Raw genomic sequence first — 23,688 nt, 5'->3', positions numbered from 1 at the left:
CCTACTTGAGCGGTGTCACCGACCACACGGTCGGAACGCGTGAACTAACGGTGGGTCGGGTATACTTCAGCAGCCACTGCTCTTTGAATACGCCGAGATCCCGGCGAATCACTCCGTCCGTCGGTAGCAGCCGGGACAATCATCCGTTTGTGATCGCCGTTCGAGACGAGCGGCCCCACCGATCGGGCGACCGGAACCGATTACTCGCCCGACGGTAGCCGGTACGTCGATCCGTCGTCCGTGTCCTGGACTTCGATTCCCAGCGCCTCGAGTTCGTCGCGGAGCTCGTCGGCGCGCTCGTAGTTGCCGGCCTCCCGTTCCCGCTCGCGGACCGCGAGGACGAGGTCGACGACGTCGCCCGCGAGTTCCGCGGAGCCCGTCGTCTCGCCCGTAAAGCTGAGGCCGAGCACGCCGCCGAGTTCCTCGAGGGTCTCGACGGCCCGCCGAAGCCCCCTGTAATCGTAGTCGTCGACGCCGTCACGGCCCTCGTCGACCGCCTCGAGGTGTCGGTTGATCGCCGTCGTGATCGACAGCAGTGCGGACTGAGCTTCGCGCGTGTTGAAGTCGTCGTTCATCGCGGTCGTGAACGCCTCCCGCGCGCCCTCGATTTCCCCACGCAAGGCCCCGTCATCGGCCTTCGAACTCGCCGCCGGGGAGTCCAGGGCTTCGAGGGCCGCCTCGTAGCCTCGCTCGAGTTGGTCCCAGCGTTCCTGGGCCTCGGCGATGGTCTCGTCCGAATAGAGCTGTTTGCTATTATACGAGCCGGCCGTCAGGAACGTTCGCATGACGTTCGCCCCCCAGCGATCGATCGCTTCCGCGACCGTGACGAAGTTCCCCAGGCTCGAGGACATCTTTTCCTCGTCCATCTGGAACAGTTCGCAGTGGAGCCAGTAGTTGGCGAACTGCTGGTCCGTCGCGGCTTCCGATTGGGCGATCTCGTTTTCGTGGTGTGGGAAGACGAGATCCCGGCCGCCGACGTGGATGTCCAGCGTCTCGTCCAAGTGGGTCATGCTCATCGCGGAGCATTCGATGTGCCAGCCGGGTCGTCCCTCGCTCCAGGGCGCGTCCCAGGTCAGCCCCTCGGGCGGGTCGTCGCCGTGGTCGACGCCCTCGTGGCGGTGCTCTTCGACCGCGTCGGGGTCGACGCCACCGGCCTTCCAGAGCGCGAAGTCCGCCGGATTGCGCTTCTCCGTCCGCTCGTCGGGGTCCCCCTGTGATTCGATCTCGTCGAGCTCCTGATTCGAGAGCTTGCCGTACTCGTCGAAACTGCTCACGTCGAAGTAGACCGAGCCGTTGGACTCGTAGGCGTAGCCCTTCTCGATCAGCGTCTCAACGAGGTCGATGATCTCCGGGACGTGCTCCGAGACGCGGGGGTAGACTTCCGCACGCAGCAGATTCAGCGACCGCATATCGTCGATCGTCCGCTGGATGTAGCTCTCGGCGACCGCGGACTCGCTCTCGCCGAGGTCGTCTTCGCCGACGCGAGCGACGATCTTCTCGTTGACGTCGGTGAAGTTCTCGACGTGACGAACGTCGTAGCCGAGATGCTCGAGCCAGCGGTGCATGACGTCGACGTGGACCCACGAGCGTGCGTGGCCCAGGTGTGGCGGGTCCGAAACCGTCAGGCCACAGTAGTACAACAGGACGTTTTCGGGATCCCGTGGCTCGAACGGCTCCGTTGTGCCCGTCAACGTGTTCGTCACGTGCAGGGTCATTACGAACGTCTACCTGCGGCCCGTAGTTAAACGGTTGGATGAAGCGGTCGGACCCTCGAGCGGAAGTGGCCCGCGCTGGCGCGGCTTCGGCGGCCCTGTGCTGTCAGGTTCGGGCCGGATACGTGACATCGGTCTCGAGTTCGAGCCCCTCGAGGAACTCGCGTCCGCGATTCTCCCCGTGACGTAACAGCTCGTCGATGAACTCCGGATCCCGGTCGAGTTTGCTCGCGTGGTGATAGCCTTGTAGTTCGATCCGCCTGATCGTCGTGGTCGTGTACTGTGGGTGATCGAGGTGGCCCTCGGCGATCCACCGGTTGATCCGCTCGACGACCGCCAGCTCCTGGTTGAGCGAGAGGTTTCCGGCGAGTTCGTTGCGCCGGTCCGCGATCTCGAACGGCGTCGTGGGAGTGTCCTCGCGGGTCTGTGGATTGATCTGGATCACCCACAATTCCTCGGGCGTTCGCTCTACGGGCCCCGATACCAGGTCCTTGATCGGCGGGTTCTGAGAGAACAGCCCGTCCCAGTGTGCCGTCCCATCGATTTCGACGGCCTCGAACAGCATCGGCAGTGCAGCCGACGCGAGGACCGCGTCGATCGTCACGTCCTCGTTGGTGAACGTCTCGAACTCACCGCCCCGGACGTCGACCGTCCCGACGACGAGTTCCGGCGTCCCTGCGCCGGTGAGATCCGGGATCGACGCGAAGTCGACGTGTCGCTCGAGGATACGGGAGAGCTGGGCTTTCCCCAGCTCCGAGACCGGCGAGTAGTACGGGCTCACCTGCGGGACCGCAGCGCCGGTGCTCTCCAACCGGGAGAACGCCGCCACCCACTCGTTGAACAGCCGATCGGGATACTCATCGGCCGCGAAATCGTTCCAGACGGACTCGAGGAGATCGGCTGCCGTCGGTTCGTCGGCGGAGAGCAATCCGTACCAGGCCGCGAGCGCGTTGAACGCGCCCCCGGAGGTGCCGCTGATTCCCACGAGTTCGAACTCCTCGTCCCACGCTCGGTCCGACAGCCACGTTCGGAGGACGCCGGCGGCGAACGCGGTATGGCTGCCACCGCCCTGGCAGGCGATCGCGACGCGGGTCGGAGTCGCACGGTCGTCGTCGCTCAGTCCGCTGGAATCGTCCACCTCGCTCGATCGGGACGTCACCGACGCTGTCGGTTCGCTCATACGTCCCCGGTTAGCTGTCAGTAACAAAGAAAGCGCTGCCGGGCACGAACCTCGATCCGAGACGTGGATAGTACTCCGGGTTCGGTCCGTCGCCACCCGAACGCCGTCTCGACGCGGTCGACACGGCGACGTTATCGGGGGAGAACCCTCGACGCTCCGCTCGAGGGGGCGATATTATTCTCGCGGCGGATGGCTCACCACGTTCTCGAGTGCCCCCTCGACCGTCCGAAGCGCGTCTGCACCCTCGAGGCGGTCGACCACGATTACTATCGTTCCATCGGCGACGCCCGCCGCTTTCGGGGAAACCTCCGCAACCGAAAGCCGCGCGAGCACCGCTGCGAGAGCGGCCGGTTCGACGTCGCCGGTCGCGACGATGGCGGTCCGATCGCCGCCACAGGGCCCGAACGCCGTGCCACCGATGGTGACGAGCGCGTCATCGATCGTGGTCTCCCCCTCGCCCTCGAGCGGGCCGATCCCGCTTTCCATTCGGACGCGGACGTCTCGCGACTCGGTTTCGTAGCTCGGCAACTCGTCGGCGTAGCGCCGCAGTGCCGTCGCGATCGCGTCGGGCTCCCCTTCGACCGCGAGAAACCGAGCGGCGGCGGTGTAGTTGACGACGTCGGCCCGCAGCGCGGTCAGCAAGAACGGATGCCGGGAGACCGCTCGGCGCGTCTCGGCTGCCAGTGACATGGTGGGGACCGCGTTTCGAGTCGGCATAAAATCGCGCCATTTCGGCCACGACGACTCCGGGTGTTCCGGTCCGTACCGACTCGAGGGGGACGGTGGAACCGGTTCGCCCGGCAGTATATATCGCTCGAGTCCCTCGTCACAGCCATGAGCGAATCCGAACCGGAACAGTCCCCCGAAGACGCCGTCCGCGAAGCCGTCTCGCTGTTCCTCCGACGGAACTTCCCCCAGATCGAGCTCCACGGGGGCGACTCGTCGATCACCGACGTCGATCTCGACGAGCGCCGCGTCTCGATCAATCTCAGCGGTGCGTGTAGCGGCTGCGGCGTCAGCCCGATGACGACCCAGGCGATCCAGCAACGGCTGCCAGCCGAGATCGACGGCATCGATCACGTCTCCGTAAGTACCGGCCTCGACGGGCTGGCCGAGCAGGGTTCGTCCGGTCCGGATGTCCCGCCCGATACGCCGTTTTGACTCTACAGCCGCCCCTCTTCATACGGACGCCTGCCAGTCAGTACCGGCCCAGCCGCGACCCGCTGAAGGTGGTGTACCGGGACCCAGTGACAGCAGCCCGTCTCATCGACCGCGACCGCGGTGCTTTTGCCGCGAGCGCCGTATTCTTCGTGTATGGAGCCAGCAGCCGTCGAAGATCTCATCGAATCGAATCTCGAGGACGCGGACGCGACGGTCACCCACGCGCGGGACGAACATGACGAGGACCACCTCGCCGCGACGGTCGTCTCGCCGGTGTTCGATGGACTGGCGCTCGTCCAGCAACACCAGGAAGTGTACGACGCACTGGGCGATCACATGACGACCGACATCCACGCCCTCGAACTCTCGACGTACACGCCCGAGGAGTACGCGGAGCTCGAGGTCGAGTAGTCCGGACCGAATAGACCGCGCCGTTCGTTCCCGCCCCTTTCGCCCACAGTCTCGTCACCGTCTCTCACGCCGGGCACCGACGGACGGATCGAACGCGCGGTCGCTCGGCCCGTTCCATCGGGACGACGCCGGCCGCTTTCACGCCATGAAACGACTGCGCGGGCCGATCTAGCCCCTCGGGGTGAAAAAACAAATCCATCTGCAATTTTTTCTGGACAATTATATTATTGTGCGGCCAGGATAGTAACGTATGGCATCGACGTTGGACGGAACTGACGAATCGACCCGGATCGGCGGCCGGGAACGAGCGAACGCAGCAGCCACCGACGCAGGTGGGTTCGATCGCGTTCTCGTCGCGGTCGACGGTGAGACGCCCGCTTCGGTCGGCAGGGCCGCGGTCGCGGAGGCCGCCCGACACGGCGCTCGAGTCGACGCGCTGTCGGTCGTCCGCATGACCGCGTCCGTCGACGGCTGGGACGTGGTCGTCGAGCGTCGGGAAAACAGCGCCGAGGTGGCGCTCGACGCGGTCGGCGATGCGGCCGTCGGGACCGACGTCTCGGTTTCGAAACGGCTCCGCTACGGCGATCCGGCCGCGGAGATCGCCCGCTATGCCGACCACAACGACATCGATCTCGTCGTGATCGGCGAACCGACCCGGACCGGCCTCCGCCGGTACCTCTCGCCGACCAGCGTCACCGACCGCGTCCGCCGGGCGTCGTCGGTGCCGGTCCTGACGGTCCCCGCCGACGATTGACTCTCGCGTCCGCTCGCCCATCGCGGGGCCCCCGACAGCCGCTCGTCTTTCCGGCCCGTCAGCCCGCCAGACAGAGTTTTCTGAGCCCAACAGTGGCCGTCCCCGGTTGTCCCAACGGTCGCTGATCCCGTCGGAACCGTGGGTTTATATATCCACGTTGACATGATTTGGGCATGGAGACGCTCCATCCCCGCGTCAGGCTCATCTGGATCGCCCGCGGCGCGATCGCGGCGGTCGTCCTCGCTGTCGCTCTCGTCGCCCTCGACCAGTGGCAAGTCACCGTTCCGGCGCTCGCGATCGCGGCCGCCGTCGCCGTCGCACTGCTTCTCGCCGTCGGCTACGCCGTCCGCCGTTACCAGGCCTGGCGGTTCGAACTGCAAGCGGACGCCCTCTATCTCGAGCGCGGCGTCGTCACGTTCGTCGAGACCGCCGTCCCGTTCGTCCGCGTCCAGCACGTCGACACGCAGTTCGGGCCCGTCGAGCGGGTGCTCGGCCTCTCGAGCGTCGTGGTCTACACGGCCGGTTCCCGGAACGCGGACGTTCGGATTCCGGGATTGACGCCCGATCGAGCACGGAACCTGCAGGACACGCTTCGCGAACTGGCCGTCGAAAGCGAGGCTGAGGACGCCGTCTAACATGAATCGGCTACATCCACTCAGCGCGGTGTCGATGGCCCTTCAGCGCGGCGTCACCGGATTCTCGATGCCGTTTTTCGTCGTCATGATCCTCTCGAGTTTCGTGGACGCAGTCGATATCGGCTGGGTGTTCTGGCTGGCTCCGGTCGGCCTCGTCGTGGGCATCGCCTACGGCGTCGCGTACTACTACCGGTTTACCTACCACGCTACCTCGAGTACGTTCGACGTGACGTCTGGCGTCCTCTCCCGGCGCTCCCGCGAAATTCCCTATCGACGCATCCAGAACGTCGATGTCTCACAGAACCTCTTCCAGCGGATCCTCGGCCTCGCCGTCGTCTCGATCGAGACCGCCGGCGGCGGGCAGACCGAGGCCACCCTGAACTACGTCAGCGAGGACGAGGCCGATCGCCTCCGCTCGGAGATCCGCCGACTGACGGCGAAGACGGATGCGGGGATAGACCGCGACGAACCGACGGCCACTGCCGCGACCGATGCGACCGACGATACCGGCGAGTCGACACAGCGCGAGCGGCCTCGAGCGGAGCGCGGTCCAGTTCTCCTGTTCGACCTCGAGGTCCGCGAACTGGTCATCTATGCACTGACTTCGTTCCGGTGGGGCGCGGCGGTGTTCCCGATCATGCTCCTGTTTTTCTTGCAGGGTGCCGACTCCGGTTCCGGGCCGGTGCCCGAGTTCCTCCTGCTGGCTGCCGAACCTTTCGGCGGTCCGGAGGCGGTCGATAGTGCCGCCGTCGGCCAACTGCTCGTCCTGTCAGCGGTTACGGTGATCCAGTGGACGGCCGCGACGTACGTCGCGAGCGCGATCTACACCGTCGCGAACTACTACGGCTTCCAACTCGGGCGAACGGGGGACGACTTCGTCTACGAGCGCGGACTGGTCCAGCGATACAGCGGCTCGATCCCCGCGGAGAAGGTCCAGTCGGTCACGATCACCGAGAACCCGCTCCAGCGGCTAGTTGGCTACGCCGGCCTCTGGGTTGAAACGGCGGGCTACGGCCCCGACAGCGGGGGCGGCAACCAGTCGGCCGTCCCGCTGGCCGGGGCCGATCGCGTCTATCGATTCGCCGAGAACCTCACCGGTGTCGAGACACCCGGGTTCCGCAGTCCACCGGGGCTGGCCCGCCGACGGTATCTCGGCCGATACTCCATCGTCGCGGCCGTGATCGTCGCCGTCGCGTTCGGCCTCGCACAGGTCTCGACGTTCGACCGCTGGTATCTCTCTCCCGTCGTCTTCGTCGCAGTTCCGCCCGCGGCCCATCTGAAGTATGTCAACCTCGGGTACTTCGTCGGCGAGGACCACCTCGTGATCCGGCGCGGGTTCTGGAAACGCCGGACAACTGTCGTTCCCTACTACCGGATTCAGACGGTCTCGACCCGGCGATCGATCTTCCAGCGCCGGCTCGGGCTCGCATCGCTGGTCGTCGACACCGCCAGTTCGCGGACGTTTTCCTGGGGGACACCGACGATCTACGACGTCGACCTCGAGACGGCACGCGAACTCCAGGGAACCGGCCGGGAACGGCTCCAGTCGGCGCTGCGCGAGCGCGCTCGCAGGGACGATCTCGGGCTTTCGGTGGATTTTACCTGACCGGCTCCGAGGCTCCACGTATGGCAGACGGAGACGACTACCGAATCGAGGAGGACAGCCTCGGCGAGATGCAAGTGCCGGCGGACGCCTACTGGGGTGCTCAGACCCAACGCGCCATTCAGAACTTCCCCATCTCGGGGATCACGTTCAGCCGCCGGTTCGTCCGCGGGCTCGGCGTCGTCAAGAAGGCCGCCGCACAGGCTAACCGCGATCTCGGCCTGGTCGACGACGACGTGGCCGAGGCGATCATCGAGGCCGCCGACGAGGTCATCGCCGGCGAACACGACGACCAGTTCCCGGTCGATATCTTCCAGACCGGCTCGGGAACCTCCTCGAACATGAACGCCAACGAGGTCATCGCCAACCGCGCCGCCGAGATCATGGGATCGGGGATCGGCGACCGCGTCGTCCACCCCAACGACCACGTCAACTACGGCCAATCGAGCAACGACGTCATCCCGACCGCGATGCACGTCGCCTCCCTCGAGGCCGTCGAGAAGGACGTCATTCCGGCGCTGGATACCCTCCGGGAGGCGCTCGAGGAGAAAGAGGAGGAGTTCGACGACGTCATCAAGACCGGCCGCACGCACCTGCAGGACGCGACGCCGGTCACGCTCGGGCAGGAGTTCTCGGGCTACCGGACCCAGGTCGAGAAGGGGCTGGCCCGCGTCGATCAGGTCCGGGATCACCTCGGCGAACTCGCGCTGGGCGGCACCGCGACCGGGACCGGCCTGAACACCCACGAGGAGTTCCCCGGCCGCGCCGCCGAGTACATCACGAAGGAGACCGGCGTCCAGTTCCGCGAGGCCGACAACCACTTCGAGGCTCAGGCCGCCCACGACGCGATGAGCGAGGCCCACGGCGCGCTTCGCACAGTGGCCGGTTCGCTGAACAAGATCGCCAACGACCTCCGACTGCTGGCCTCCGGTCCGCGTAACGGGCTCGGCGAGATCGAACAGCCGGAGAACCAGCCCGGTTCCTCGATCATGCCCGGCAAAATCAACCCCGTCGTTGCCGAAGCCGTCAACCAGGTCCACAAGCAGGTCGTCGGCAACGACGCCGCCGTCTCGGCCGGCGCTGCGGAAGGCCAGATCGATCTGAACCTCTACAAGCCCGTGCTGGCCCACAACTTCCTCGAGTCGGCCGAACTCATCTCGAACGCGAGCCAGGTCTTCGGCGAGCGCTTCGTGCGAAAGCTCGAGGCCAACGAGGAGTACTGCGAAGAGCGCGTCGAACAGTCGATGGCGATGGCCACCTCGCTGAACGTCCACATCGGCTACGACAAGGCCAGCGAGGTCGCCAAGACCGCGCTCAAGGAGGACAAGACCGTTCGGGAGGTCGTCCTCGAGAAGGGCTACCTCGACGAGGAGGAAGCCGACGAGGTGCTCGACCCGCGGAAGATGGCCGAGCGCGGTATTCTCGGACAGGACGACTGAGCCGACAGCGGTCGATCGAGTCGTGACCGATCACCGATCGACCGGATCGAGTTGTGCCTGATCGAGCGGATCTTCGATGTCGCCCATCACCGCCTCGAGCAGGTCGGTCACGGTGACCAGCCCGACGATGTCCCCGTCTTCGATGACTAAAGCGAGCTCCTGGTTCTCCGCCTGGAACTGGTCGACCGCGTCGCTGACGTCCGCGTCGGGCGAGAGCGTCATCGGCGGGGCCGCCAGTTCGGCGAAGTCGATGTCGCCCGCGGCCAGTTTTTCGCGGTGGCGGACGAAAACCGGTGCGTAGACGATCCCGCGGAAGTCGGTCATCGTTTCGCCGACCAGCGGATACCGCGTCTGCGGGCGCTCCTCCATCTTCCGGAAGTTTTCTTCGGGGGTGGCTTCGGTCGACACCGCGACGATCTCCTCCGGCGGGACCATGACCTCCCGGATCGGTTGCTCGCCGATAGCGAACGCGTTCATCACCTCGTCGCGACGTTCCTCGGACAGGTCGCCCTCGTCGAGGATCGAGCCGAGTTTGTTCCGGAGGTCCGCACGGGACTCGATGACGTCCTCTTCGGTCTCGAGCCACGCTCCTGTCATCTCGATCCCGAAGAGTTTGAGCGTCAGCTTCGCGATCCCGTCGCCGAGCGTGATGACCGGCGAAATGATCCGGTAGAACCAGTACAGCGGTGTGGCTCCGTACCGACAGACCAGCCGCGACCGTTCGACGCCCAGATACGTCGGCGTCTGTTCGCCGTGGGTCAGGTGGACGAGGTTGATGATGAGGAACGCGAGGATCGCCCCGCTCCCGATCGTTGCCAGCGCCGTATTCTCGAAAAACGGCTCGAAGATGGCCGCCAGCGCCGGTTCGGCGACGATCCCGACGGCGATGCTCGAGGCCGTAATCCCCACCTGGCACGTCGTGAGATAGAGTTCGAGATCGTCGGTCATCTCCCACGCTCGCTGTAGTTTGGGGGTATCGCCGACGAACTCCTCCTCGCTGAACTGCCGCGCGCGTGTCAACGCGAACTCGATGGCAACGAAGAAGGCGTTCGCCAGGATGAGCAACACGCCTGCGAATAACCGCCCGCTGATGACGAGCGAGTTCATAACCGTACTGTTACCCGGCGAGACACAAATTCGGTGTGGTTTCCGTTCGAACGAAAGCCCTCGTCGACCCACCGACTACCAGCGGTGTGATAGTCTATTGACCGGTGTGTTCACACGAGCCACTGTGTTCCCGATCTACCAACGAGCGGCATACTCGATAGCGAGTAAACCCGTCGCTCGAACACTCTTTTTTCCCGGTTCGTCGCGGACAAATCGGGGTATAGAGCCCGAATCAACGCGAAATACGACGGAATAAAAGAACCCAAGAGGTTTTGGTGGATGCTCGCGTCAGACGAAATATGCACACCTGTCGTAACTGCAACCAGTCGTTCCAGACCGAACTCGCACTCGAGCTCCACCGGGATACGTGCAAAAAGGGACAACTCTTCTGTCAGGTATGTGGAGAGCGATTCCAGGAAGGGAGCGCGACCCAGGACGGCTGGCACTACGAGTGTCCGAACGAGGACTGCGAGGGTGACGGACTACAGCAGGACCTCTATCGCGTCGAGGACGTCCGAACCGCGACCCACTAATCGCCGAACCGTTACTCCCGTGTCCCGTCAGCCGTTGTGATCGCGGAGGGACAACCGCTGGGAACAACTACCGGGTGGTGTCATCGCTTTCGGGCTCGGAGACGGCGTACGTCCGCTCGAGATACGCGAACAGTTCGCTGACGATCGTCGGCTCGAACGTCCAGAACCCGTAGTACTGGCCGGGATCCCGTTCTTCGGCGACCAAGGCACACTGATGCAGATCGCTCCCGCCGCCGTCGAACACGACGAACCAGAACGCACCGAGTTCGCTATCGGCGTCCGTGATGACCGTCACGGGGTCGGGAAACGCCACGTCTCGCTGCTCGTCGAGGAACACTGCGACGGTGATGGATTCGTGGGTTCCGAACCGTTCGTAGATGTCGGCCTGTGCACGGAGTGCACCAGCCCGCTGGAAGCCCGCGTACAATCGGCCGCGACCGACGCGCCAGGCCCGTTCTTCGATTTCACGAGACGTCGCGATCATCTGTCGACGGCTGTACGACGAAAACAGCGTGTTCTCGAGGAACCGGAACAACTCCGCGTGATCGTGATCGGGTTCGTCGAGCTCCCACGGTGGATGAATGTCGGGTGAGAGTATCGCCTCGAATTGATCGATTCCCAGTGCTCCCTGAAATTCCCCGTCGTCGGTTCGGATGATTACGAACCCGGTCTCGTCGATCGATCCCAGGGGTTGGTGGGTAACGTCGACGTTGCGCGTGTCGAACTGGTGTCGGAGCTCGGTGGCGACCGACTCCTCGTCGGTGTGTATCTCGAGCGTTTTTCGCCGTCGTGTGACGGTTTCGAAACTCTCTCGAAGCGAGTGCATGGCAGCTAGTCCCCGATCCCCAGCGCGTCGACCACCGGTTTCGGGATCGTCGTGTCGGTGACGGTGTTCGTCTCGCTGTCGAATCGAACGAACCCGACCTCGGCGAGCCGGGGGAGGATCGCGTGGTAGAGTTGGATGCGGATCCGTTCCCGGTCGGCTGGCGTGGAAATCGTGTCGTCGTCACTGGCCTCACTCGCGGCGAGAACGTCGGCGAGTTCGTCGAACGTCGCCCTCGGATGGTCGTGAAGATAGATAATCGCGTTTCGAGCGTGACGATCCCCGAGGGTGCGGATCACGTCGTCGACCGGTATCTCACTGGTCGCTGATTGGAGGGCAGAGATGTCCGGCATGTTGTGATCGTTGCCCATCGATCGATACACGTTAACCACTCACAAATAGCTATGCACCGAACCCGTTTCACGCCGTGAGAACCGCCACCGCATTCCCACCCTTTAATCCGATCCTCCGCTCACAGTACGTATGGAACGGCTCACCCCACGAGTGCGAGTCGTCTGGCTCGTCCTCTCGCTCCTCCGAGCCGCGATCTTCGGCGGTCTCGTCGTCGGCGCAGCGATCGCCTTCGACCGAACCGCGGTTTGGGACTCCCCGCCCTCGGTTCTCGTCCCCGCCGCCGTCGGATTCGCGTTCATCATCGCTATCGCCGGCGTCCTCGTGGCCTGGGCTCGCTACGGCGTCTGGCGGTTCGATCTCCGGGACGACGATCTCTACATCGAACACGGGGTCTTCACCCGCATCAAAACGGTCGTCCCCTACGTTCGGGTCCAACACGTCGACTCCCGCCGGTCCCCCCTCGAGCGAACGACCGGGCTCGCGACGGTCGTGGTCTATACGGCCGGCTCCCGGAGTTCGGACGTCGCGATCCCCGGACTGACGCCGGAACGCGCGGAAGATCTCCAGGAGTCGCTTCGCCGACTCGCGATCGAAAGCGAGGGTGAGGACGCCGTATGAGGAAACTCCATCCGGCATCGATCGCCGTCCGGTCGCTCTCGCGCAGCCTCAACACCGGGTTCCTGTTTTTCGTCATCGGGATCGTCGCCTCGCCAGGCGGGAACGGGATGGACGTGCTCTCGATCCTTCCGCTCGTGGCCGTCGGGATCGTCATCGGGATCGTCTACGAGTTCGCCTACTACCAGCGATTCCGGTACGAACTCACCGACGACACGTTCGATGTCACGTCCGGCGTGATCTCGCGTCGGGATCGCGAACTCCCGCTGGGACGGGTCCAGAACGTCGACATCAGACAAAACGTCCTCGGACGAATCCTGGGCATCGCTGCCGTCCACGTCGAAACCGCCGGCGGTGGCCAGACCGAGGTCAGTCTCCAGTACGTCGACGAGGACGAAGCACACCATCTCAGACGCCAACTCCGGAACGGCGCGAGTGCCAGCGAGGCCCGGTCCACCGAGGCGACTACCCGCGACGACGACGCGAGCGCTCCCGAGGGGGCGACGGCCGGGGACGAAGAACTCCTGTTCGAGATTCAGCGACACGAACTCGTGATCCTGAGCGTGTTCACCATCGATCCGGGGGCGAGTTTGCTCGGCGGCATCGCGCTCTCGTTCGCGAGCGGCTTCGATCCGACGACCTTGCTTCCCGCCGATCGTCTCCCGGAACTTCCCGGCCCGGCGACCGGTCTGTTCGCACTCGCATGGGGACTCTTCCTCTTCTTGCTCGCCGCCTGGGTCATCAGCGCGGCCCTCACGTTTACCAGATACTACGGCTTCCGGCTCACTCGCGTCGACGACGAACTCTACTACGAGCGTGGCCTCTTGCAACGGTACAGCGGGACGATCCCCCTCGAGAAGGTCCAGACGCTGACGATCACGGAGTCGATCCCTTTCCGGTGGTTCGGCTACGCCGCGCTGAGCGTCGAGACGGCCGGCTATGCGCCGGGCCAATCCGATTCCCGCGGAACCGAGTCGGCGATTCCCCTCGCCGACGCCGACCGCGTGGCCGAACTCGCACGCGCGATCGAGCCGTTCGGAGCGATCGATCTCGAGTCGCCGCCACGACGGGCTCGAGAGCGGTACGCGATCCGATACCTGCTCGTCGTCGGTGTCGTCGTCGGCATCGCGTACGTCGCTTCCCGCTATACGACCGTCGTTCAGCGGTGGTATCTCGTCGCCGTCCTCGCCGCGTTCGCCCCGATCGCTGCGCATCTGAAGTGGTCGAACCGCGGCTATCACGTCGGCGACCGGTACCTCCTCACGCGAACGGGGTTTTGGCGGCGAACGACGAAGGTCGTCCCCTACTACCGAGTCCAGGCCGTTCTCCACCAGGCGACGATATTTCAACGTCGGCGTCGACTCGCCAGCGTGACGGCGGATACCGCCAGTTCCGCTTCCCTCCTCGGACGGACCGCAACCGCCCACGACGTGGACGCGGATCGCGGCCTCGAGTTACAAGCCGTCATCGAGGAGCGATTACAGGACCGACTCCGGGCGCGTAAACGCCAGCGGACGATCGATCGGTGGTTTCAGGAACCGACGGATCCGGAGGAAGGGTCCTCCGAAAGCGACGGTCCCACCTGAGGGACCGAAGCGAGTGACTCCTCGCTCGGGGGAAGTCACGGACGCTCGACTCAAAAACGGCCACGAAACGTGGGTCTCGACACTCGATCGCCCGTCGGCGTGTATCGCCCCGTCGTTTCGGAGCGGCCGGGAGCGAGCCGGATCCGTTCTGCCGGTCGGACCGCCGATGTGCGGCTGACGACCCGAGTCTAGGGCTCAGTAGGTCAGGCTCATCCCGCCCTCGTGGGTCATGTCGCCGCCGTTGAGGTGCTTGCTGTGAGTCGAACAGCCCATCACGAACAGGTTCGCGACCTCGTAGGGTTCCATCAGTTCCTTGACCCGGGTGTCCTCGAGCATCACGTTCTCGACGACCTCGTCGACGGTCATCCCGCGCTGATCCGCCGTCTCGGGGAGCTGTTTCGCGACGAGCGCCGTCTTCACGTAGGCAGTACTGACGGTAAACGCTCGCACCTTCCCCTCTCCCTCGGCGGCGATCGACTGCGTGAGCCCACGAAGCCCGAACTTCGTCGTGTTGTACGCCACCTTGTCCTGTGTCACGATGTGGCCGTGGACCGAGCACATGTTCCCGACGACGCCCTTGCCGTCCTCGTTGTCCCGGAAGTGTGGTAAGCAGTGTTTCGTCAGGACCAGCGGTGCGCGCTGCATGACGTCGTGCATCAGGTCGTACTTCTCGATGGGGAACGATTCGATGGGGGCGATGGTCTGGATCCCGGCGATGTTTGCCAGATACCGGACGTTGCCCTGCGCTGCTGCTTCGTCGACGATCCGCTCGAGCGCCGCGTCGTCAGTCAGATCGCCCACGACCGTAACGAGTTCTCCCGGGAGCGACAGCTCCTCGGCCCGGCTCCGTGTCTCGGCGAGCCCGTCTTCGTCGCGGTCCGTCGCGACGACGGTCACCTCGTTCGCCGCGAACGCCAGCGCGGTCGCCCGTCCGATACCGGAGCCGGCACCCGTCACGATCGCGACGTTCTCGGCGGTGTAGTGTGGGTCCTCGAGGACCAGGAGATCGTCCCGCGTGAGTTCTGACGGCCCGTACTTCGCCATCGCCTCTTCGACGGTCATATCGGCCATACCCGAATGGACGAACACGAGCGTGGAATAACTACCGCAGACGGGGCTCTCGGCGCGGGGACGAACTCGGTAGGTTACTACTATCGACTCCGTGACGTTCCGTCAACGGGTCCCGTATCGATTTCCCCGACGCTCTGTATAGCGACATGCAATTCATGTGTGGTGGGTCGGACAACGGTTCAACGGTCTTCCCAGTAGTGGAAGGATCGATATACCGAATGTACTGTCCCTGGAGACGATGCTGCATGGAACGGTGGAGCCCGGTCGAATCGAAAGCAAGCGTGTGTGTCACGGCTTTCCCCCGGGTTCGTAAAATCCGCTCAGTAGCGCTCTGAGACGATTTCTGTCGTATCTGTTTTGCGGGTCGATTGGCGTGATGCTATTCGATGAGGTCCCTATTAGACCGTGTGACCCGGTCGTCAAGGCCGACTCGAGACGTTCGGAAGCGGAGACGGCGATCACGACGCGGCACACGGACCGTGGCGTACTGCTGACTCACGCGAAAGAGTCGGGGGTACTCGAGGCCGGAACACACGAACTGACCGTCGATACTGTCGCAACGCAACCGATGAGCGTGTCTGCGACCATGCAACGGAGTCCAGATTCCGACGGAGCAGTAGGTAGTAGCACGGTTTCTTTGTTCGGTGTTCAGTGTGCAACTCCCGGAAAGTACGGGTAGCGACTTTCCAAGACGTGAGACAGATAAACTCTTTATTCAGTCCGTGTAACCCGACACATATGCAACGATACGGCAATATCGATTTCGCCCATCTGGCTAAAGCAGGGTTCCTGCTTGGACTCGGATTATTCGCGTTGGGAACAGGTGGCGAGTATATCGGTCATGCTATGTGGGGTCAACTCCCCGCATGGGAAAACACGCTATTGTACATCTCCGCAGTGATCGGTCTTCTCACGGCGTTTTTCTCACCATGGATCTTTGGAGTTATACTCCCGCTCACCGAATAAGTAAGAGTAGCACACGATCCAACCAACACAACCAGTCAATCGTACTTGCTTCACTCCTTGGGTACTCACACCACTACCGAGGGAGACACGTTGACGCCGCGAGGATACCGGTCGAATCCGCTCCGACAACTGGTCGAAGCCTTGATTCCAGTAGATGATGGTCGCCGCCACCAGGAGAGTGCGTTCGGTCAGACAACTGGAGAGAGATCGGTCAGCCGAAATCAGGATCGCAATCTAGACAGGCGGTCGCCAGTTCTCGAGCGAACGACGGCCTCCAGCGCACGCTACTCCCCCTCCCGCAGACGGTAGTTCCCGAACGACTCCACGGGCCAGCTGGCCGTGGCGGCGTCGTATTGGTTCTATCGAACACGACAGTTGCCGGGCGAGCAGTCGCTCCCCCTGTTCGATCCTCGTTGATGAGGCGGGACTCTCGTCCCGATCACCTGCTTCCGTGATAGACAGATCCGAAACTGTAGCCCTAACCACCAATAGATAATATCTGGACTCATGTTCCCGTAATAGGCGTTTATCTCTAATCCTAGGACTACTAATCGTCCGAAAGGAGTGAAGCAAATCGATATAAACTCACTTAGATCGAATAATGGGTAGATTGAATATCACCGCGTTTGATGAGTGGCGTATGAGCGATTCGGCGGACACGTCTAGAACGGCTGTCAAAACCTACGTTCCGGCCTACCAGAAAGAGGAGTGGGAATCCCACGCCGAGGAACTCGACATGAGCCAGAGCGAGTTCGTCCGAACGATGGTTCAGGCGGGGCGTCGGGGGTTCGAATCCGGCTCGGCGGAACCCGGTTCTCACGGCCCAGACCCTGGGGGTAACGCCCTCGAGACACAGGTCCTCGAGTTACTCGCCGCCGACACGTACTCGTGGGAGGAACTCCTCGAAGCGGTTGCCGACGACATCGAGTCGCGGTTGGACGAAACCCTCGAGGAGCTCCAATCGGGCAACCGAATTCGATACAGCGGTCGCCACGGCGGGTACACGACCGTCGACGGTGATGACGATGGCGACTGAGTCCGGGGCCGACGCGCCCTCGGACGTGACGGACCCGATCGAATACTTCCTCGACGACCAGCGCTATCACGGGAAGAGCGAACGGACGCTCGAGGCCTACGAACGCGTCCTCCGGCAGTTCGAGTCGTTCCTCGACGAACGCTTCGACGTGGCGGCAGTCGGCGAGGCCCAACGACGGGAGTGTATGGCCTGGATTCACTCGCTGCGTGGGGCGTTCGAATCCAGCACGATCGCGACCTACGCCTCGTATCTCAACCGGTTTTACGACTACATGACCCGGGTCGGCGTCTTCGACGACAATCCGATGGCCCTCGTCATGGAGGAGATGTCCGAATCGATCGAGACGAACCCGACGCGACGGGATATCTCGGTCGACGAAATGCGATCGTTCGTCGATGCTATCGCACACCCCCTCGAGCGGGCCGTCGTCGTCACGCTGTTGAAAACCGGGATGCGTGTCGGTGAACTCTGCAACCTCGATTTGCGGGATCTTCACCTCGAGACACCGGAACTCGAACTCGAATGGACGGCCCGCGTCGGACTCGAGCGCCGGCCCTCCTCGCTATTCATTTCGTCGAAACCCGCTCGTGGCACGGTTGTCAACGGCGAAGAGCGGACGGCCTCGAACAAGCGAAAGCGGGAGACGGTGGTTCCGATCGATGCCGAACTGCGGCGTGTCCTCCTCGAGTGGCTGGCCATCCGGCCGGACACGGTTTCGGGGGCGCGCCCGCTCTTTCTCGACACCCGCGACTCGTGGGGCCAGCGGCTCACGCCCTCGGACGTGCGCTACATCGTCGAGAAACACGCTCGAGACCGCGGCTGGTACCGGACCGGCGGCGGCACCCAAGAGAACGTCACGCCCCACTATTTCCGGCACTTCTTCACGACGCATCTTCGGGACCGAACCGGTGATCGGGGGATCGTCCAGTACCTCCGAGGCGATGTCGCCGGCGACGTCATCGATACGTACACTCACAACTGGGGCGATCGCGTTCGAGAGACGTATCTCGAGTGTATCTATTCCGTCACTTGACCGCAGGCGGAACGACAGCGATCGAGGGCTGTGGTATCGGTGGATTCGCCACCGATGATTCGCCCGCCCAGTCCGGATCTACCTGCGTTTGGGGAAATAGTTTTACTACGAATGTACTCATTCGAATTGTCTCAGATCCATCTTGTAAACCATATTTCGCTATATCAAGGACGGACTATCGAACGACCAACCGATATCGATTAGCCGACGACGGTCGCACTACTCGACGAGCGACGTCATCTCACAGGAAAGCACCGTTGTCTCGTCGTCTTTGATCACGTCGACCTGATATCGAACCGTGCCAGTTCCCGGTGCATCGGGCGTTCGCTCCGTCTCGAGGACCTCCCGCTCGACCCGAATCGTGTCGCCGATGAAGGTCGGTGCGGTAAAGCGGAGGTCGTCCATGCCGTAGAAGGCGACGACCGACTCGCGCTCGAGGATGCTGCGAGCCTGCCAGATCAGGCCCGTCGCGGCCGACAGGACGAGCATGCCGTGAGCGATCCGCTCCCCGAACGCCGAGTCGGCCATGCGGGCACCGTCGGTGTGAAGGTGATTGAAATCGCCCGAGACACCGGCGAAGTTCGTCACGTCGGCTTCGGTGATCGTCCGGCCCTGAGTGACCATTCGATCGCCGACCGCGGTCTGCTCGAAGAACCCCTCCGCGTCGGCATCGCTCGTCGAACTCATCGGCTGGTCCCCCCAGTGACCCGCATCGAAGTCCGGGCGGCGGTGCTCTCGATCCCGGCTCGAGTTGTTCCATTCGGTCGTCGATTTCCGTCGCCTACCCGATCCGCGACAGTCGGTGTCCGATCGTACATACCCTAGACGCGATGCTGGTTCCGATAATAGTTGTGGCGCCGGTTTGGCCCCGATCGCTATCGTCCGACCGCGAGTTCCGTCTCGAGGTCGGCTCCGTTCAACAGTGAGCGAACGACGCTCGTCGTTTCGGCCGTCTCAGCCGTATTCTCGAGCAATACCGTCTCGCTCGGGAACAGCTGTTCACCGAGGAGCAAGCCGTGTTCGCGTGCCGTCGAGCCGGTGACGGTCAGGTAGACGCCGAGCCCCGCATCGGCGATGGCGGCCTCCTCCTCGCGGCCCTCCTCGGGGTAGCGAAAGTCGAGTCCATCGAGTGCCCGCGTTCCCAACACTGCCTGTACGAGCCGCTCGTATCGTGGCTCGATACACAGCGGCCCCTCGTAGCTCTCGAGGAACTCCCGATCGATCGATTCCGCCGACGGTGCGACTTCGGGCGTCGCTAACAGCGTATGATAGACAGTATCACCGAGCCCAGTGACGACCTGCACGTCGGTATCGGAGGGGTTGATCCGGGCGTTGACGTCGGCGATCCGATCGAGCGGCTCCGGTCGGAGCTCGACCACCTCCTCGAGGACCAGATCGGCGCTGTCGAACCCGAGTGCGAATTCGTGAGTCCGAAGGGATCGGAACGGCTCCTCGCGGCCCACGAGCTGGACCGCCGTCCCCTCGGGCGCACCCTCGACGTCCGCGAACGGGATCGTAACGCTATCGAAGACGATCCGACGCGGTTTCCCGGCGCGGTCGTCCCGAAGCAGCGTGTATTCCGGTTCGGTCGGATCGTCGACGGTGCTGTAGTCGGCGAGACGATGATACACGTCGTTCCCGTCGGCGTCGATATTCCCCTTCGTGAGCGCCTTTTCGTGGCGAAGCGTCGACGTAATGTCGTCCGCGAGTTCGGGGACATCGAGGCGGTCCGCGATCCGATCGAGTACGGACTCGAGCGGTCGCCCCTTACGTGGAACAGCGATCGGTATCGTCTCGCCCATCGACCGCTTCTCGACTGGCGACGGATAAACGAGTTGTGTTTCCGGACTCCCCTCCGTCGACGGTGGTGGCGGTCCCGATCAGTCCGAGAACATCGAACCGAGCTGGTCGCGCCACTCCTGAATGTCCGTTACGTCCGCGTGCACGTCCTCGAGCTCCGCTTCGACGGATTCGATGTCCTCCTCGACGGAGTCGACGTCTTCCGCGACGGAGTCGACAGCTTCTTCGACTGATTCGACGTCCGCTTCGACCGAGTCGACGTCTTCCGCGACGGAGTCGACAGCTTCTTCGACCGATTCGACGTCCGCTTCGGTCTCCGCGAGATCGTCCGCAACCGTCTCGAGATCAGCTTCGAGTTCGTCGACATCGTCGTCGACCGTGTTCAGGTCCGCTTCGAGAGTGCTGTTCCAGTCGGTCAGATCAGTGACGTCGGCTTCGAGTTCGTCGACGTTCGATTCCGTCCCCTCGAGCCGGTCGTCGATCGATTCGAGGTCCGCTTCGAGCGCGTCCATTTCGGCTTGGACCTCCTCGATGAGCTGGGCACCGGTGCCGTTTTCCTCGAGGAACGTCTCGAGTGCGTCGGTGTAGGCCGCGACCTCCTCGACGCGGGATTGAAGATGTTCGACTTTCGCGATATCGGGGCCCGCGGGTTCGAGATCGAGCTCGGACCGAATCGCCTCGAGGTCGCTGTCGTCGACCGATCCATCGCGAATCTCGGTTGCGAGACGGGACGCGATCGATCCCTCGAAGTCGGGCTCGGGGGTCGCCACCGTCTCCGTATCGGCGGCCGGCTCATCGCCTTCGTCGGCCGCGGGTGCCGCCTCTTCCTCCGTCGTGTCGGCTACGGAGTCGGAGTCCGGCTCGGCCGACGCTTCGATCGTCTCCTCGGACTCGGCTTCGGGCTCCGGCTCGGCCGATGCTTCGATCGTCTCTTCGGATTCGGCTTCGGGCTCCGGCTCGGCCGATTCAGCTTCGGAGTCAGTCTCCGCTAACTCGTCGTCGACGGGTTCATCCGCCATTTCGCCCGTCTCAGACTCGGTTGTCTCCTCGTCGTCTTCGTCGAGTGTGGCTGCCGAATCCTCGAGATCGAGCTCGATTTCGGGCTCGGATTCTGCTTTGGATTCGCCGTCGGTGTCAGCGTCGTCGGTATCGGTCCCGAGGTCGAGGTCGACCGTCGGCTCATCGTCGTCAGTTCCGGACAGATCGACTGCCTGTTCTTCGTCGGTATCTGGTTCCGGAATCTCCTCTTCGTCGAATCCGAGATCGATATCCGGGGTGTCGTCCTCCGCTGCCGTGTCGTCCGCCTCGTCGTCGACCGGGTCGGGATCCGTATCGACATCGCCGAGATCCAGGTCGAGTCCGCCTGACTCCTCTACCGTGGTGTCGTCGGTTTCGGCCTCGTCTTCGAGGCCGGGAACCGAGTCCGAATCGCCGGAAATCATGTCTTTGACGGGTTGGTTCCGATCTTCCGAGACGATATTGTCGATCACCCCGTCGTCGACTTCGTCGGCCTCTCCCTCGCTGTCGGTGCCGGCGTCGCGTTCGACGATCGTCGGTTCGGTGAGGAACTCGGCGGCCTGGCTCTCGTCGTCGATCTGGATGCCATAGACCGTCTCGAGTTGTTCGTCGGGTTCGAGCGTCGCGGTAAACTCGACGTGGTGGTCCTGAAACGCGGTCCAGTCGTCGCTGTGATAATCCGGATGAAACCCGACTTTGTCCATCGGGAACGATTCGGGGATTTCCTCCGAGAGCTGAAACGTTACTGGATTCGGGCGGTCCGACTCGATCTCGAACCGGATCGCAGGGACGGGAAACTCGTCCGCAGCGAACGTCTTTCGGACGGCTATCCCGTCAGTACTGACCTCGATCACGTCGTCCGTGTCGGCGGTACTACTCATATGAGACCAACGTTACCATACTGTTATAAATTGTGTGGACGGATCGTCTGTAGTGACTGTCAGCGTTACAGGTCGGTCCGATCCCCGATTTCGACGATCTCGAGGCGCTGTGGGTACTCGAAACTCTGCGCGTGGTGCTGGAGCGCCGTCGGATCGGCGGTTAGCCCTTTCCACATGTCCCAATGGCTGGGCAGAAGTCGCTCACACTCGAGGGCAGCGGCGCACTCGATGAGCTGGTTCTCGTCGTTGTACCAGCGGGTTCGTTTCGGTTCGCGGGTTCGTTTGTCGAGGATCTGTCCGACGGTTCCAAAGGCGAGTGCCGCGAGGTCGATCGCGTACTCGTCGCCGATTCGCTCGAACTCGGCACTCGGTTTCGTGTCGCCGCCATGGAAGAACGTCCCTGCCTCGTGTTCGAACACGTAGCTCACGGGATGGGTCGCGTCGGGATCGGACGCTTGCTCGACGTGGATCGTAAACTCGCCGACGTCGATCGTGTCGCCTTCGGTGACTTCGATCAGCTGTTCGTCGGTGACCGCCCACTCGTCGGTCCACGCCTCCTCCTCGCGGGCGACCGCGATGCTGTCGTCGGGCGCGTACAGCGTTGCGCCGGTATTCGCGAGGATCGGTGCCTGACTCGGCCCGTGGACGTGGTCAGTGTGTTCGTGGGTCGCGAGGACGGCGTCGGCTTCCTCGATATCGTCCGGATCGAACGGCACGGGGATCATGCGGACCGTTCGCGGTGGATCACCGAGGCCGACGTACGGATCGATGTAGATCGTCGTTCCGCCGGTCCCCTTTAGGATGAAGCCGTTACAGCCGAGATACCAGATCGCAACGCCCTCCGGATTCGCCTCTTCGACGTCGCGCACGAGCCAGTCGCCCCAGTCGCTCCGAGTCATACCCGACGATGCGGCGACCGACTGGGTAAGTGTTATCCTCTCCGGCGGCACCCGGTATCGGCGATTCCAACGGCGAGCGCGGCACATTGGGAGCAACGCCGGCCGATCCGCCGTCACAGCCGACGGCGGGAACTGCGACGGGCTGTCGGGACGCTCGGGTTCGACCCCGGCGAGTCGGCCGAGCCACTCCTCCTCGAGCAACCCTGTCGTCGCGAACAGTGCGAAGCGTTCGTCGTCGCGGTCGCAGAGTGACTGCCCGGCCGCGACGATGAACGCTCGGTCCGCGAGCGTATTGACGCCCGTACTGGTGGCCTCGACGGGACCAACGGTACCCCTCAGTCGCCGGCAACTCGGTCCCGGACCGGAGCCAGTCCACGAAGCGCGGAGTGGCGCTCGTCGGAGACTCGGCCCGACTCGGCGTCGTAGCCGACGAGCGTAGCGTCGTGCAACACCGGGAGGTGGACGTGAACGAGCGATGCCAGTACCTCGTCGACGCGCTCTCGGGGGACCGCACGCTCGGCCGTCCCGGCCTCGCGAACTGCGACATCGCGAGCGAGCGTTTCGGTTGCGACCGGGTGGAACTGGTCGTCGAGTACCGCGAGGATCGCCCGTCGGCGTTCGTTGGCGAGGACCCTGAACATCGTGTCCAGTTCCTCGGCGTCGGCGGTCTGATCGCCCGCGATGAGTGCCTCGAACTCGGACTCGTCGAACACCGGATGGCCGGTCGTCCGGATCGTCTCGTCGTCGCCTTCCTCGAGCAGGCCCGCGTCCGTCAACTGGGGCAGGAGCCGGTGATGGAGTTCGACGAGCGCCCGCCGGTGGTCCCCGTCGGTGATCGCAGCCGGGGGGTTGTCCGATATTACTGCGGCGAGTTGGTATCCAAGATCGTGTTTCCCGACTCCCTCCGGCGACCTTTCGTGGACGAGTCGGAGGACGGTCCGTCGGCGAGCGTCGGCGAGGACATCGAACGACACCTCGCGAGTAACGGCCGTCGATCCGCTCGGAACTGAGTTATTCATCGACTACTGGTCGGCACCTAGCGTGCAAAAGGATGCTTCCAAACTGCTTTGGA

At 63.6% G+C, this 23,688-nt stretch carries 24 protein-coding genes; 12 read left to right on the top strand and 12 right to left on the bottom strand.

Annotated elements, in window-relative coordinates; genetic code table 11:
• Window positions 1-200: 200 nt before the first annotated feature.
• From cysS to CP557_RS06190, 3 genes are all read right to left on the bottom strand, one after another.
• Window positions 201-1,715, bottom strand: coding sequence for a cysteine--tRNA ligase (cysS, locus tag CP557_RS06200; RefSeq protein ID WP_097379113.1), 1,515 nt, complete (start codon window positions 1,713-1,715; stop codon window positions 201-203).
• 103 nt (window positions 1,716-1,818) lie between these two features.
• Window positions 1,819-2,892: a patatin-like phospholipase family protein gene (locus tag CP557_RS06195; protein WP_097379112.1), complete on the bottom strand. Its 1,074-nt coding sequence runs from the start codon at window positions 2,890-2,892 to the stop codon at window positions 1,819-1,821.
• A 174-nt stretch (window positions 2,893-3,066) separates the two neighbouring features.
• Window positions 3,067-3,582, bottom strand: coding sequence for a DUF7523 family protein (locus CP557_RS06190; RefSeq protein WP_245852918.1), 516 nt, complete (start codon window positions 3,580-3,582; stop codon window positions 3,067-3,069).
• A 144-nt stretch (window positions 3,583-3,726) separates the two neighbouring features.
• Between CP557_RS06190 and CP557_RS06185 the strand changes: the two genes are divergently transcribed.
• The 6 genes from CP557_RS06185 (at window position 3,727) to CP557_RS06160 (ending at window position 8,895) form a co-directional block, all read left to right on the top strand.
• On the top strand, window positions 3,727-4,053 hold the full coding sequence (locus CP557_RS06185) for a NifU family protein (protein ID WP_097379110.1): 327 nt from the start codon (window positions 3,727-3,729) through the stop codon (window positions 4,051-4,053).
• Window positions 4,054-4,206: 153 nt separating this feature from the next.
• A complete protein-coding gene (locus CP557_RS06180; RefSeq protein WP_097379109.1) occupies window positions 4,207-4,464 on the top strand; it encodes a BolA family protein in 258 nt (85 codons plus the stop codon).
• Between the two features lie 250 nt (window positions 4,465-4,714).
• Entirely contained in the window at window positions 4,715-5,218 is a 504-nt protein-coding gene (locus tag CP557_RS06175) for a universal stress protein (protein ID WP_097379108.1), read from the top strand.
• Window positions 5,219-5,391: 173 nt separating this feature from the next.
• Window positions 5,392-5,853 (top strand): PH domain-containing protein, encoded by a 462-nt coding sequence (locus tag CP557_RS06170; RefSeq protein WP_097379107.1) that lies wholly within the window; start codon window positions 5,392-5,394, stop codon window positions 5,851-5,853.
• A 1-nt stretch (window position 5,854) separates the two neighbouring features.
• Complete coding sequence (locus CP557_RS06165) at window positions 5,855-7,459, top strand: PH domain-containing protein (protein WP_097379106.1); 1,605 nt, start codon at window positions 5,855-5,857, stop codon at window positions 7,457-7,459.
• Window positions 7,460-7,479: 20 nt separating this feature from the next.
• Window positions 7,480-8,895: a class II fumarate hydratase gene (locus CP557_RS06160; protein WP_097379105.1), complete on the top strand. Its 1,416-nt coding sequence runs from the start codon at window positions 7,480-7,482 to the stop codon at window positions 8,893-8,895.
• A 30-nt stretch (window positions 8,896-8,925) separates the two neighbouring features.
• Here the strand turns inward: CP557_RS06160 and CP557_RS06155 are convergent, their stop codons facing one another.
• Window positions 8,926-10,002, bottom strand: coding sequence for a hemolysin family protein (locus CP557_RS06155; protein ID WP_097379104.1), 1,077 nt, complete (start codon window positions 10,000-10,002; stop codon window positions 8,926-8,928).
• Between the two features lie 299 nt (window positions 10,003-10,301).
• Between CP557_RS06155 and CP557_RS06150 the strand changes: the two genes are divergently transcribed.
• The gene (locus tag CP557_RS06150) at window positions 10,302-10,535 is read left to right on the top strand and encodes an HVO_2901 family zinc finger protein (RefSeq protein ID WP_097379103.1); all 234 of its coding nucleotides are present in this window, start codon (window positions 10,302-10,304) and stop codon (window positions 10,533-10,535) included.
• 67 nt (window positions 10,536-10,602) lie between these two features.
• Here the strand turns inward: CP557_RS06150 and CP557_RS06145 are convergent, their stop codons facing one another.
• Both CP557_RS06145 and CP557_RS06140 read right to left on the bottom strand, forming a co-directional pair.
• Window positions 10,603-11,361, bottom strand: a complete 759-nt coding sequence (locus tag CP557_RS06145) for a DICT sensory domain-containing protein (RefSeq protein ID WP_097379102.1) — start codon at window positions 11,359-11,361, stop codon at window positions 10,603-10,605.
• Between the two features lie 5 nt (window positions 11,362-11,366).
• The gene (locus CP557_RS06140; RefSeq protein WP_097379101.1) at window positions 11,367-11,729 is read right to left on the bottom strand and encodes a DUF7344 domain-containing protein; all 363 of its coding nucleotides are present in this window, start codon (window positions 11,727-11,729) and stop codon (window positions 11,367-11,369) included.
• A 112-nt stretch (window positions 11,730-11,841) separates the two neighbouring features.
• Here CP557_RS06140 and CP557_RS06135 point away from each other — a divergent pair, with 112 nt between their 5' ends.
• Window positions 11,842-12,330, top strand: a complete 489-nt coding sequence (locus CP557_RS06135) for a PH domain-containing protein (protein WP_097379100.1) — start codon at window positions 11,842-11,844, stop codon at window positions 12,328-12,330.
• Window positions 12,327-13,913 carry a PH domain-containing protein gene (locus CP557_RS06130; RefSeq protein WP_097379099.1) on the top strand — a complete coding sequence of 529 codons (1,587 nt, stop codon included), beginning with the start codon at window positions 12,327-12,329 and terminating at the stop codon, window positions 13,911-13,913. The genes CP557_RS06135 and CP557_RS06130 overlap by 4 nt, the downstream gene beginning before the upstream one ends.
• Before the next feature lie 195 nt (window positions 13,914-14,108).
• Here CP557_RS06130 and CP557_RS06125 read toward each other — a convergent pair whose 3' ends face one another.
• Window positions 14,109-14,975: an SDR family NAD(P)-dependent oxidoreductase gene (locus CP557_RS06125; RefSeq protein WP_097381549.1), complete on the bottom strand. Its 867-nt coding sequence runs from the start codon at window positions 14,973-14,975 to the stop codon at window positions 14,109-14,111.
• Window positions 14,976-15,722: 747 nt separating this feature from the next.
• On the opposite strand from CP557_RS06125, the gene CP557_RS06120 reads away from it, so the two are divergent.
• The 3 genes from CP557_RS06120 (at window position 15,723) to CP557_RS06110 (ending at window position 18,019) form a co-directional block, all read left to right on the top strand.
• Window positions 15,723-15,950 carry a DUF7860 family protein gene (locus CP557_RS06120; RefSeq protein ID WP_097379098.1) on the top strand — a complete coding sequence of 76 codons (228 nt, stop codon included), beginning with the start codon at window positions 15,723-15,725 and terminating at the stop codon, window positions 15,948-15,950.
• Between the two features lie 640 nt (window positions 15,951-16,590).
• On the top strand, window positions 16,591-16,986 hold the full coding sequence (locus CP557_RS06115; protein ID WP_097379097.1) for a DUF5805 domain-containing protein: 396 nt from the start codon (window positions 16,591-16,593) through the stop codon (window positions 16,984-16,986).
• Window positions 16,976-18,019 (top strand): tyrosine-type recombinase/integrase, encoded by a 1,044-nt coding sequence (locus tag CP557_RS06110; protein WP_097381548.1) that lies wholly within the window; start codon window positions 16,976-16,978, stop codon window positions 18,017-18,019. The genes CP557_RS06115 and CP557_RS06110 overlap by 11 nt, the downstream gene beginning before the upstream one ends.
• Before the next feature lie 219 nt (window positions 18,020-18,238).
• On the opposite strand, the gene CP557_RS06105 is transcribed toward CP557_RS06110, so the two are convergent.
• The 5 genes from CP557_RS06105 to CP557_RS06085 form a co-directional block, all read right to left on the bottom strand.
• A complete protein-coding gene (locus tag CP557_RS06105; RefSeq protein WP_097379096.1) occupies window positions 18,239-18,706 on the bottom strand; it encodes a MaoC/PaaZ C-terminal domain-containing protein in 468 nt (155 codons plus the stop codon).
• Between the two features lie 188 nt (window positions 18,707-18,894).
• Window positions 18,895-19,821: a hypothetical protein gene (locus CP557_RS06100; RefSeq protein WP_097379095.1), complete on the bottom strand. Its 927-nt coding sequence runs from the start codon at window positions 19,819-19,821 to the stop codon at window positions 18,895-18,897.
• 78 nt (window positions 19,822-19,899) lie between these two features.
• Window positions 19,900-21,717, bottom strand: a complete 1,818-nt coding sequence (locus CP557_RS06095) for a midas domain-containing protein (RefSeq protein ID WP_097379094.1) — start codon at window positions 21,715-21,717, stop codon at window positions 19,900-19,902.
• Between the two features lie 65 nt (window positions 21,718-21,782).
• Window positions 21,783-22,616 carry an MBL fold metallo-hydrolase gene (locus tag CP557_RS06090; RefSeq protein ID WP_097379093.1) on the bottom strand — a complete coding sequence of 278 codons (834 nt, stop codon included), beginning with the start codon at window positions 22,614-22,616 and terminating at the stop codon, window positions 21,783-21,785.
• A 335-nt stretch (window positions 22,617-22,951) separates the two neighbouring features.
• On the bottom strand, window positions 22,952-23,635 hold the full coding sequence (locus CP557_RS06085; protein WP_097379092.1) for a DUF7344 domain-containing protein: 684 nt from the start codon (window positions 23,633-23,635) through the stop codon (window positions 22,952-22,954).
• Window positions 23,636-23,688: the final 53 nt, after the last annotated feature.

The organism is Natrinema ejinorense (assembly GCF_002494345.1).
GTDB lineage: Archaea > Halobacteriota > Halobacteria > Halobacteriales > Natrialbaceae > Natrinema > Natrinema longum.
The sequence above is the reverse complement of the archived record's forward strand: the minus strand, read 5'-3'. Positions and strand labels throughout refer to the sequence as shown.

What these genes read in the sequence shown, in the direction of transcription:
- CP557_RS06120 (WP_097379098.1), top strand. Translation starts at nt 15,723, where the DNA reads ATGCAACGATACGGCAATATCGATTTCGCCCATCTGGCTAAAGCAGGG.
- CP557_RS06110 (WP_097381548.1), top strand. Translation starts at nt 16,976, where the DNA reads ATGGCGACTGAGTCCGGGGCCGACGCGCCCTCGGACGTGACGGACCCG.
- CP557_RS06140 (WP_097379101.1), bottom strand. Translation starts at nt 11,729, where the DNA reads ATGGGCAACGATCACAACATGCCGGACATCTCTGCCCTCCAATCAGCG.
- cysS (WP_097379113.1), bottom strand. Translation starts at nt 1,715, where the DNA reads ATGACCCTGCACGTGACGAACACGTTGACGGGCACAACGGAGCCGTTC.
- CP557_RS06165 (WP_097379106.1), top strand. Translation starts at nt 5,855, where the DNA reads ATGAATCGGCTACATCCACTCAGCGCGGTGTCGATGGCCCTTCAGCGC.
- CP557_RS06125 (WP_097381549.1), bottom strand. Translation starts at nt 14,975, where the DNA reads ATGACCGTCGAAGAGGCGATGGCGAAGTACGGGCCGTCAGAACTCACG.
- CP557_RS06150 (WP_097379103.1), top strand. Translation starts at nt 10,302, where the DNA reads ATGCACACCTGTCGTAACTGCAACCAGTCGTTCCAGACCGAACTCGCA.
- CP557_RS06130 (WP_097379099.1), top strand. Translation starts at nt 12,327, where the DNA reads ATGAGGAAACTCCATCCGGCATCGATCGCCGTCCGGTCGCTCTCGCGC.
- CP557_RS06195 (WP_097379112.1), bottom strand. Translation starts at nt 2,892, where the DNA reads ATGAGCGAACCGACAGCGTCGGTGACGTCCCGATCGAGCGAGGTGGAC.
- CP557_RS06095 (WP_097379094.1), bottom strand. Translation starts at nt 21,717, where the DNA reads ATGAGTAGTACCGCCGACACGGACGACGTGATCGAGGTCAGTACTGAC.
- CP557_RS06135 (WP_097379100.1), top strand. Translation starts at nt 11,842, where the DNA reads ATGGAACGGCTCACCCCACGAGTGCGAGTCGTCTGGCTCGTCCTCTCG.
- CP557_RS06090 (WP_097379093.1), bottom strand. Translation starts at nt 22,616, where the DNA reads ATGACTCGGAGCGACTGGGGCGACTGGCTCGTGCGCGACGTCGAAGAG.
- CP557_RS06180 (WP_097379109.1), top strand. Translation starts at nt 4,207, where the DNA reads ATGGAGCCAGCAGCCGTCGAAGATCTCATCGAATCGAATCTCGAGGAC.
- CP557_RS06100 (WP_097379095.1), bottom strand. Translation starts at nt 19,821, where the DNA reads ATGGGCGAGACGATACCGATCGCTGTTCCACGTAAGGGGCGACCGCTC.
- CP557_RS06155 (WP_097379104.1), bottom strand. Translation starts at nt 10,002, where the DNA reads ATGAACTCGCTCGTCATCAGCGGGCGGTTATTCGCAGGCGTGTTGCTC.
- CP557_RS06175 (WP_097379108.1), top strand. Translation starts at nt 4,715, where the DNA reads ATGGCATCGACGTTGGACGGAACTGACGAATCGACCCGGATCGGCGGC.
- CP557_RS06115 (WP_097379097.1), top strand. Translation starts at nt 16,591, where the DNA reads ATGAGCGATTCGGCGGACACGTCTAGAACGGCTGTCAAAACCTACGTT.
- CP557_RS06160 (WP_097379105.1), top strand. Translation starts at nt 7,480, where the DNA reads ATGGCAGACGGAGACGACTACCGAATCGAGGAGGACAGCCTCGGCGAG.
- CP557_RS06145 (WP_097379102.1), bottom strand. Translation starts at nt 11,361, where the DNA reads ATGCACTCGCTTCGAGAGAGTTTCGAAACCGTCACACGACGGCGAAAA.
- CP557_RS06105 (WP_097379096.1), bottom strand. Translation starts at nt 18,706, where the DNA reads ATGAGTTCGACGAGCGATGCCGACGCGGAGGGGTTCTTCGAGCAGACC.
- CP557_RS06170 (WP_097379107.1), top strand. Translation starts at nt 5,392, where the DNA reads ATGGAGACGCTCCATCCCCGCGTCAGGCTCATCTGGATCGCCCGCGGC.
- CP557_RS06190 (WP_245852918.1), bottom strand. Translation starts at nt 3,582, where the DNA reads ATGTCACTGGCAGCCGAGACGCGCCGAGCGGTCTCCCGGCATCCGTTC.
- CP557_RS06185 (WP_097379110.1), top strand. Translation starts at nt 3,727, where the DNA reads ATGAGCGAATCCGAACCGGAACAGTCCCCCGAAGACGCCGTCCGCGAA.
- CP557_RS06085 (WP_097379092.1), bottom strand. Translation starts at nt 23,635, where the DNA reads ATGAATAACTCAGTTCCGAGCGGATCGACGGCCGTTACTCGCGAGGTG.